This window comes from Sphingomonas melonis (genome assembly GCF_013409985.1).
Classification (GTDB): Bacteria; Pseudomonadota; Alphaproteobacteria; order Sphingomonadales; family Sphingomonadaceae; genus Sphingomonas; species Sphingomonas melonis_A.
The window spans coordinates 139,958-149,171 of the sequence record NZ_JACCBY010000009.1 but is presented as its reverse complement, the minus strand read 5'-3'; the positions used below and the strand labels follow the sequence as shown (position 1 = coordinate 149,171).

Below are 9,214 nucleotides of genomic sequence, written 5' to 3'. Positions count from 1 at the left end.
TCAATGTTCGTCTGCTCAAAGCCTGGCTCCCTTGGCCAGCCTTGAATCAGATCTTCAACTCAAACGGAATCCTATGAATGCAGACAGCGCCTAGGGCAGAACATTCGTAAGAGCCGGCCATTTGCCAAACCCACCCCGTCACCCTGGACTTGTTCCGGGGTCCACTCTGCGGCGAGGAGAAAGGCTTGATTCGACACCATTCCCTCGCGGCCCGTTGGACCCCGGAACAAGTCAGGGGTGACGGGGGGTTTTGATCCGCGACTGAATGTTGATCCCGCCTCGACAGTGGATCTGGCACGCCCCCTCATCGGCACAGCAATCGAAACGATACGAGGCGATCGTTTCCGTCAACGTGTCCCTGTCCGGCGCCCAAGTCACTCATGCCGCAACGCATCGATCGGATTGAGCGCCGCCGCGCGCCGCGCCGGGAAATAGCCGAACACCACGCCGATCACCGCCGAGATGGCGAAGGCGATGATGTTGATCTGCGGATCGAATGTCCACGGCACCTGCATCAGCGGCACCAGCGCGAGGATCACGCCCTGCGCGATCACCAGCCCGATGATCCCGCCGAGGCACGACAGGGCCACCGCCTCGACTAGGAACTGGAGCAGCACCTCGCGCGCGACCGCGCCGATCGCCAGGCGGATGCCGATCTCGCGCGTCCGCTCGGTCACCGAGACGAGCATGATGTTCATGATGCCGATGCCGCCGACGACCAGGCTGATCGCCGCCACCGCCGCGACGATGCGCGTGAGCAGCGTCGTCGTGCCGGTGAGCGTGTCGGAAATCTGCTTGGTGTCGAAGATGTTGAAATCGTCGTCGCGTTCGCCGGAGAGGTGGCGGCGTTCGCGTAACAGGCTGGTGATCGCGCTTTGCACGGTGCTCGTCTGATAGTCGGTGTCGACCCCGACCAGCATCAGCCGCACGTCGCGGTTGCCGGTGAAGCGGCGCTGCACCGTCTTGATCGGCATGACGACGACATCGTCCTGATCGCCGAACCCGCCCTGCCCGCGCGTGCTGAGCGCACCGATCACGTCGCAGCTGACGTTGCCCAGGCGGATGCGCGCGCCGATCGGGTCGCCACCGCGGAACAGGTTCTGGCGCACGGTATTGCCGATCAGGCACACCGCCTTGCCCGCCTCCTGCTCGGCCGGGGTCCAGTAGCGGCCCGCGACCAGCGGCCAGGGCTGGACGACCAGAAAGGCGCTGGTGGTGCCGTTGATCGTCGTCGACCAGTTCGCGCCTTCGTAGATCGCGGTGGCCGAGGCGCTCGCCTGCGGCGCGACCGCGGTGACGCCGGCGATCTGGTTGGCGATCGCCTCGACGTCCTCGGGCTTGAAATTTGGCGGCTGCGGCCCGCCGCCACCGCGGCCGAAGCCCTGGCCGGGACGGATCTGGAGGATGTTGCTGCCGAGCGCGGAAATCTGCTGCTGGACCGCCGCGGTCGTCGCCTTGCCGAGCGTCACCATCGTGACGACCGCACCGACGCCGATGACGATGCCGAGGATGGTCAGGAACGAGCGCAGCAGATGCCGCCGGATCGACCGCAGCGCGAGGATGAGCGTGGTGCCGAGCATCAATAGTCCTTCTTCCCCTCTCCCATCGGGAGAGGGGCAAGCTGCCGAAGGCAGCGCGGGGTGAGGGCAAGTTCGGGTGAGCGTGGCACAATCGCCCTCACCCTTCCGCCGACCTCCGGCCGGCTCCCTCCCTCTCCCGATGGGAGAGGGACTATCATGCCTCCACCGCCGCGCCCTGCCGATGCTGCGCCTCGATCCGCTCGACCAGCCCGTCCTTGAAGTGGATCACCGTCCGCGCGAAGGCGGCCATGTCGGGTTCGTGCGTCACCATCAGCACGGTGATGTTGCTCGTCCGGTTGAGATCGGTGAGCAATTCCATGATCTCGACCGAGCGTTCGCTGTCGAGATTGCCGGTCGGCTCGTCGGCGAGCAGCACGTCGGGCTGGGTGACGATCGCGCGCGCGATCGCGACGCGCTGCTGCTGGCCGCCCGACAGTTCGGCGGGCGTATGGTCCCACCAGCGGTCGAGCCCGACCTTGGCGAGCGCCGCCATGCCGAGGTCGCGCCGCGTCTTCTTGTCCTCGCCGCGATAGAGCAAGGGCAGTTCGACATTCTCGAGCGCGCTCGTCCGGCTGAGCAGGTTGAAGCCCTGGAAGACGAAGCCGAGATAGCGACGGCGGAGCAAGGCGCGCTGGTCGCGGTCGAGCGTCTCGACGTGATGGCCGCGGAACAGGAAGGTGCCCGCCGACGGCACGTCGAGGCAGCCGAGGATGTTCATCGTCGTCGACTTGCCCGATCCCGATGGCCCCATGACGGCGACGAAATCGCCCGCCTGGATGTCGAGGTCGACGCCCTTCAACGCCTGGAACTGCGTCGCGCCGGCGCCGTAGACCTTGGTGACGCCGCGCATCGTGATGATCGGGTCAGGCATGTCCCATCCCCACCGTCATTCCCGCGGAGGCGGGAATCCATAGACGCTGACGCCTCGTAAAAGCCGGGCCACCTGCGCGTATGGATTCCCGCCTGCGCGGGGACGACGTCGGGCGGGGCTTACTGGCCACCCGCGCCACCCTGCCGGCGCGAGCCGCCGCCGCGCCGTCCGGCCCCTGCCCCGGCGCCGTCGTTGCCGCTCGACAATTGCCCGGTAATCACCTGCTGCCCCGGCTTGAGGGTGCCGCTGAGCACCTCGGTCATCGTGCCGTTGGTGTCGCCGGTGGTCACCTGCACCGGCTGCGGTTTGCCCGCGGCGTCCTTGACGTAGATCGTCTGCGACGCGCCACGGCCGAGCGTGGCCGTCCGCTCCGGCCGGTCGCGGCGCGGGCGGAAGGTCAGTGAGCCGGCGATGCCGCCGCTCGATGCCCCCGCGCCCGCCGCCGCGGGCTTGAAGCGCAACGCCGCATTCGGGACGAGCAGCACGTTGCGCTTGTCGGAGGTGACGATATCTGCGGTCGCGGTCATGCCGGGCCGCAATTGCAGCGACGGATTGGCGACGGTGAGGTCGGCGGCATAGCTCACCACCTGCCCGGTGGTCGCGGTGGTGCTGGCGGTCGTCGACGTCGAACTCGCCGAGCTGACCGTCAGGTTCGAGCCGAGATCGACACGCGTGATCGTCGCCGGAAAGGTGCGGCCGGGAAAGGCATCGACGGTGAAATCCGCCTTCTGCCCGACCTTGACCTCGCCGACGTCAGCCTCGTCGATCGCGACCTCCAGCTTCATCTTGCTGAGGTCTTCGGCGATGACGAACAGGGTCGGCGTGTTGAACGAGGCGGCGACGGTCGCGCCCGGATCGATCTGCCGCGCCAGCACGACGCCGTTGACCGGCGAGCGGATCACCGCACGCGCGCGCTGCGTCTGGCTCTGCGCCAGCGCCGCCTGCGCCGCGGCGACATTGGCCTGCGCGACCTTCAGCGCGGCGACGCTGCGTTGATAATCGGCGCGGCCGGTCTGGAGCTCGGTCCCCGACGGCACGCGGCCGTTGGAGAGCTTGTACACCTCCTCCAGCCGGGCGAGCTGCGCGCGGCTTTCGGCGACGGTCGCCTGCGCCTGATTGACCTGCGCCTGGTTGGCGGCGACCTGCGCCTGCTGCTGCCGGATCTGGTCGTCGATCTGCTGCGGGTCGATCAACGCCAGCGGCTGGCCGGCGGTGACGCGGTCGTTGACGTCGACCACCACCTTGGTGACGAGGCCCGACAGCTGCGAACCCACCGTCACCTGATTGGTCGGCGCGAGCTTGCCGGTCGCCGAGACGGTGACGGTCAGGTTGCCGCGCTCGGCGGGCTGCGTCGCATAGCCCGCCTCCGCCTTCGGCCCGAAGCAACTCTTGAGCAGCAGCGCGAGCAGCACCACGCCGATCGCGACGAACACCCATTTGAGGTAGCGGCGCCAGACCGGCACGGGCTTCACGCCCAGGAAATCGTCGATCGGTTCGGCCATCAGCGGGTCTCTGCCACGGGGGTTCGGGGGGCGCGGTCGGGCGCCTGCGGGACGACGCTCGCGTCCCAGCCGCCACCGAGCGCGTTGTAGAGCGCGACCAGCGCGGTCGCCTGATCCGATCGCGCCTGCGTCAGGCCGTTCTGCGCGGAGAGCAGCGCCGCCTCCTGCTGGTTGAGCGTCGTGAAATCGGTGAGGCCGCTGCGATACTGGCTGCGCGCCAGCGTCGCCGAGGCGCTGGCGGCATCATAAGCGATCCGGAACTGCGTCTCGCGCTGGCGGGCGGCGTCGAGCGCGACGATCGCATTCTCGATATCCTCCAGCGCGGTCAGTACGGTGCCGCGATAGGCGGCAAGCGCGGCATCCGCCGCCGCCTCGTTCGAGCGCACCTGGCTGCGCAGCCGGCCGCCGTTGAAGATCGCCTGCGTCAGTCCGGCGAACAGGCTGCCGGTGATCGCGTCGCCGAGGCTGCCGATACCGGTCGCGTTGGTGTTGATATTGCCGCTGATCGCCAGCGCCGGATAGAGCTGCGCCTTGGCGACGCCGATCTGTGCGGTGGCCGAGGCCAGCGACCGTTCCGCCGCGCGCACGTCGGGACGACGGCGCAGCGCATCGGCGGGAATGCCGACGCCCACCGTCGCCGGGCCGCGCGGGATCGGCTTCCCCGCCGCAAGCGCGCTGCGCAACGCACCGGGCGACTGCCCCGTCAGCACGCCGAGCCGCGCGACCGCGGCGGCATATTGCTGCTCGATCTGCGGCACGGTCGCGGCGGTCTGCGCCCGCTGGCTGCGCGCCTGCTCGACATCGACCGAGGAGACGAGCCCCGCCTGGACGCGGAAGCCGGCGATCTCCAGATTGTCGTCCTGGATGGCGAGGCTGGCGCGCGCATTGGCGAGCTGCGCCTGGTAGGCGCGGGCGAGGACGTAATTGGTCGCCACCTCGCTCTCGACGGTGAGCAGCACGGTCGCGTAATCGAAGCCGCTCGCCTCATATTGTGCGCGCGTCGCCTCGACGGTGCGGCGGACCTCGCCGAACAGGCCGAGCTGGTAGCTGGCCGACAGACCGGCGGAGAAACTGTTGGTGCCGCCGCCGCCGGTGTCGACCACCGTGCCGTCGGGCAAGGTAAACGACCGGCCGCCGCCGCGCAGATTCTCGTTACGCTGATAGCCCGCCGAACCGGACAGCGTCGGCAGCAGCGACGCGCGGCTCTGCACCAGCGCCTCGCGCGCCTGCCGCAATCGCGCGATCGCCTGCGCGACATCCGTATTGGCGCCACGCGCCTGCTCGACGAGCTGGCCGAGCACGGGATCGTCGAAATTGGCCCACCAGCGCGTCAGATCCTCGGCACTCTGCTGCGCTGGCACCGAATAGCCAGCGGGCACGCCGAGCGCGGCGGCGGTCTGCGGATGGTAATCGGGGCCGACGGTGCACCCCGCCAGCGCGGCGGTGACGAGCAGCAGGGAGGGAACACGGGCCATGGCCGTATCGTGTGGTCAACACACTGCGCCGTCCAGCATTTTTATGTCGCAATATGTGTCGTCGCGGGGTCCGCGCCGACCCGTGGCGAGCGATCAGCGGCCGGTGAAGACCGGCGCGCGCTTCTGGAGGAAGGCCATGCCGCCTTCCAGCGAGTCCGCCGATCCGCGCGCCTGCCGCTGCGCCTCGGCCTCCGCGCCAAGCGCGGTGGCATAGTCGCTTTCCAATGCCCGGCCGATCGCCCGCCGCATCAGGCCGAGCGCCAGCGTCGGCCCTGCCGCCAGCCGCGCCGCCAGCGCCAGCGCCGCGGCATCGAGCGCGTCGTCGGCGACGACCGTGTGGATCATGCCCCAGTCGAGCGCCTTGCCGGCGGGCACGCGCTCGCCGAGCAGCATCATCTCGGTGGCGCGGGCGCGGCCGATCAGCCGCGGCAGCATCCAGGACGCGCCGCCATCGGGAACGAGCCCGATATTGACGAAGGCCTGCAGGAAATAGGCCGTCTCGCTCGCCACGCAGAAGTCCGCCGCCAGCGCTAGGCTGCATCCGATCCCCGCCGCCGGTCCGCGCACCGCGCTGACCACCGGCACGGCAAGGTCGGCGATCGCGGCGATCGTCGGATTGTAATGTTCGGTAAGCGCCGCATACGTCGCCTCGCCGGGATCGTCGCCGCCGAGCGCGCCGCCGCCGACATCGGCACCCGAACAGAACGCCCGCCCCGCGCCGGCGATCAGCACCGCGCGCGCTCCGCCAAGATCGCCCAACGCATCGCGCAGCTCATCGAACAGCGCGGGCGGCGCGGCGTTGAGGCGATCGGGACGGTTGAGGGTGAGGACGCGGACGTCACCGTGCGACTCGGCCAGGATATGCTGGTAGGTCATCGGGCGCCCCTCCTCGGCGATGCGCAGCGCGCCGGTTCGGTCGACGGCGATAGCTGGTGCACCCGACTGGATTCGAACCAGTGGCCTCTGCCTTCGGAGGGCAGCGCTCTATCCAGCTGAGCTACGGGTGCCTGGCCATGCCGCCTAGCAAAGCCGCGGCGACGGCGCCAGTGGGTTTATGCGGCAACGCTCTTCGGCGGCGGCGTCTTCGGCTTGAAGGCGCACAGGTCGGCGACGATACAGCGCCAGCATTCGGGACGTCGCGCCTTGCAGACATAGCGGCCGTGCAGGATCAGCCAGTGATGCGCGTGCAGGCGGAACGGCTGCGGCGTCGCCTTGTCCAGCTTCAGCTCGACCGCGAGCGGCGTCTTGCCGCGGGCGAGGCCGGTCCGGTTGCCGACGCGGAAGATATGCGTGTCGACCGCGAAGGTCTCGGCACCAAATGCGACGTTCATCACCACGTTGGCGGTCTTGCGGCCGACCCCCGGCAGGCGTTCGAGCGCATCGCGATCCGCCGGCACCGCGCTGCCATGTTCGGCGACCAGCGCCTCGGATAGCGCGATGACGTTCTTGGCCTTGGTGTTGAACAGGCCGATCGTGCGGATATGCTGCTTGAGGTCGTCGAGGCCGAGCGCGACCATCTGTTCCGGGGTCTTCACCGCCGCGAACAGCGCGCGCGTCGCCTTGTTGACCCCGGCGTCGGTCGCCTGCGCCGACAGCACCACCGCGACGAGCAACTGATAGGCATTGCCCGATTCGAGTTCTGTCTCGGGATGCGGGTTCGCCTCCGCCAGACGGCGGTAGAATTCGAAGACGTCGGCCTTCTTCACAGACCGAGCACGTCGCCCATACGGTAGCGGCCGGCGGGCTGCCCGACGAGCCACAGCGCCGCGCGCACCGCGCCCTTGGCGAAGATCGAACGGTCCTGCGCGAGATGCGACACTTCGATCCGCTCGCCCTCGCTGGCGAACATCACCGTATGATCGCCGATGATCGAACCGCCGCGCAGCGACGCCATGCCGATCGTCCCCTCGGTGCGCGCGCCGGTCAGGCCGGCGCGGCCATCGACGCGCAGCTCGGACAGCGTCGTCCCGCGGCCCGCCGCCGCCGCCTCGCCGAGCAGGATCGCGGTGCCCGACGGCGCGTCGACCTTGTGGCGATGGTGGCTCTCGACGATCTCGATGTCCCAGTCGGTGCCGAGCCGCGCCGCCGCCTCGCGCACCAGCTGTGCGAGCAGCGTGACGCCGAGCGAGGTGTTGCCGGTCTGGAGCACGGCGATCTCGGTCGCCGCGGCGTCGATCGCGGCATGCTGCGCCTGGGTCAGGCCGGTGGTGCCGATCACCAGCGGCGTGCGCGCGGCGCGGGCGGCGGCGAGGTGCGACTCCAGTGCCGAGGGCGTCGAGAAGTCGACCAGCACGTCAGAAATGCGGGCGAGCACCGCCGGATCGCCGCCGGCATCGACGCCACCGGCCAGCACCGCACCGGCGGTGCCGATCTGTTCCGTGATCGCGCGGCCCATGCGGCCGCTGCTGCCATAGATTCCGATCGCGGTCATGCGGCGGGTCCGACGGAGCGGTGGGATCGCGGGCGCTGGGTCATGCCGGCTCTCTGGCACAACCGCGCCCGTCAGGACAGCCAATCACACCACTGTCACAGATCGATCGACCCGCTCAGACATAGCCGTGCTCCGGATCGAGCAGCCGAGTGATCGGCATGCTGGCCGGCCGGCAAACGCCGACAGACGTTTGCGATGACGATCCATCGTGCCGCGGTCCGCGCCAGCATAGTCCTGCCCGACTCGTCCCTCATCATCGGCATCGCACTGGGCGCGGCGGCACGATGCGCCTAGGATCACGCGTATGACCGACATCCGCAACATCGTCGTGCTCACCGGGGCCGGCGTGTCCGCCGAATCGGGGATCGCCACCTTCCGCGGGCCAGGCGGGCTATGGGAAGGGCATCGCGTCGAGGACGTGTGCACGCCCGAGGCGCTCGCCGCCGATCCGGTGCTGGTGCATCGCTTCTACGACCTGCGCCGTGCCGCCCTGGCGGAGGTCGAGCCCAATGCCGCGCATCGCGCGTTGGCCGAGCTGGACGCGGCATGGCCGGGCGAGCTGCTGATCGTCACCCAGAATGTCGACGATCTGCACGAGCGCGCCGGCGCGCGGCGGTTGCTGCACATGCATGGCGAGCTGACCTCGGCCCTGTGCGCAGCGTGCGGCGTGCGGCGGCCATGGCGCGAGGCGCTGCCACCGGGCACGCGCTGCGAGGCATGCGGGGCGGCGGCGCTGCGCCCCGACATCGTGTTCTTCGGCGAGATGCCCTATCAGATGGAGCGGATCGAGGCGGCGCTGGCGCGCGCCGATCTGTTCGTGTCGATCGGCACGTCGGGCGCGGTCTATCCGGCGGCGGGGTTCGTGCAGCTCGCCGATGCCTATGGCGCGGACACGCTGGAACTCAATCTGGAGCGGTCGGCGGGCAGCGGGTTCTTCGCCGAGACGCGGCTGGGGCCGGCCGGGGTACTGGTGCCGGACTGGGTGCAGGAGGTTCTGCGGCGTCCTTAGGTCCTCCCCCGCCAGGGGGAGGTGGCAGCGCGCAGCGCTGACGGAGGGGGAGGACAGGGCGAAAGCGGTGTCACCAAGCTCCCGCCCTGTCCTCCCCTCCACCACCCCTTGGCGGCAGGGCGATTGCCTATGGCTGGGTGTGGGCTGGGGTGGTGAGGCTAGATCGCTTTCCTCATCATCACCGTCACCCCGGACTCGTTCCGGGGTCCACCCAGCCGCAAGAGAATAGTGTAAAATGAAGCCCTTCTCCCCGCCGCAGAGTGGACCCCGGAACAAGTCCGGGGTGACGGAATGGGGTTGGAAGGCGACCGGCTCAAACACACCAGCCCTCTCCCCTGGGGGGAGG

Annotated in this window: 8 protein-coding genes and 1 tRNA gene; 1 reads left to right on the top strand and 8 read right to left on the bottom strand. The window is 69.4% G+C overall.

The annotated features are described in order from the left end of the window. Positions 1-374 precede the first annotated feature (374 nt). From HD841_RS19685 to dapB, 8 genes are all read right to left on the bottom strand, one after another. Positions 375-1,580, bottom strand: a complete 1,206-nt coding sequence (locus HD841_RS19685) for an ABC transporter permease (RefSeq protein WP_179510597.1) — start codon at positions 1,578-1,580, stop codon at positions 375-377. A 154-nt stretch (positions 1,581-1,734) separates the two neighbouring features. Then, positions 1,735-2,451 (bottom strand): ABC transporter ATP-binding protein, encoded by a 717-nt coding sequence (locus HD841_RS19680; RefSeq protein ID WP_179510596.1) that lies wholly within the window; start codon positions 2,449-2,451, stop codon positions 1,735-1,737. 119 nt (positions 2,452-2,570) lie between these two features. Beyond that, complete coding sequence (locus HD841_RS19675; protein ID WP_179510595.1) at positions 2,571-3,953, bottom strand: efflux RND transporter periplasmic adaptor subunit; 1,383 nt, start codon at positions 3,951-3,953, stop codon at positions 2,571-2,573. Further along, entirely contained in the window at positions 3,953-5,428 is a 1,476-nt protein-coding gene (locus tag HD841_RS19670; protein ID WP_179510594.1) for an efflux transporter outer membrane subunit, read from the bottom strand. The genes HD841_RS19675 and HD841_RS19670 overlap by 1 nt, the downstream gene beginning before the upstream one ends. A gap of 93 nt (positions 5,429-5,521) precedes the next feature. Continuing rightward, complete coding sequence (locus tag HD841_RS19665) at positions 5,522-6,304, bottom strand: enoyl-CoA hydratase-related protein (RefSeq protein ID WP_179510593.1); 783 nt, start codon at positions 6,302-6,304, stop codon at positions 5,522-5,524. A 54-nt stretch (positions 6,305-6,358) separates the two neighbouring features. Further along, positions 6,359-6,435 (bottom strand) — tRNA-Arg (locus HD841_RS19660). 45 nt (positions 6,436-6,480) lie between these two features. Continuing rightward, positions 6,481-7,134 carry an endonuclease III gene (nth, locus tag HD841_RS19655; RefSeq protein ID WP_179510592.1) on the bottom strand — a complete coding sequence of 218 codons (654 nt, stop codon included), beginning with the start codon at positions 7,132-7,134 and terminating at the stop codon, positions 6,481-6,483. Beyond that, the gene (gene dapB, locus HD841_RS19650) at positions 7,131-7,859 is read right to left on the bottom strand and encodes a 4-hydroxy-tetrahydrodipicolinate reductase (protein WP_179510591.1); all 729 of its coding nucleotides are present in this window, start codon (positions 7,857-7,859) and stop codon (positions 7,131-7,133) included. Before dapB ends, nth begins: the two co-directional genes overlap by 4 nt. Before the next feature lie 304 nt (positions 7,860-8,163). Between dapB and HD841_RS19645 the strand changes: the two genes are divergently transcribed. Beyond that, positions 8,164-8,868 carry an NAD-dependent deacylase gene (locus HD841_RS19645; RefSeq protein ID WP_179510590.1) on the top strand — a complete coding sequence of 235 codons (705 nt, stop codon included), beginning with the start codon at positions 8,164-8,166 and terminating at the stop codon, positions 8,866-8,868. Positions 8,869-9,214 lie beyond the last annotated feature (346 nt).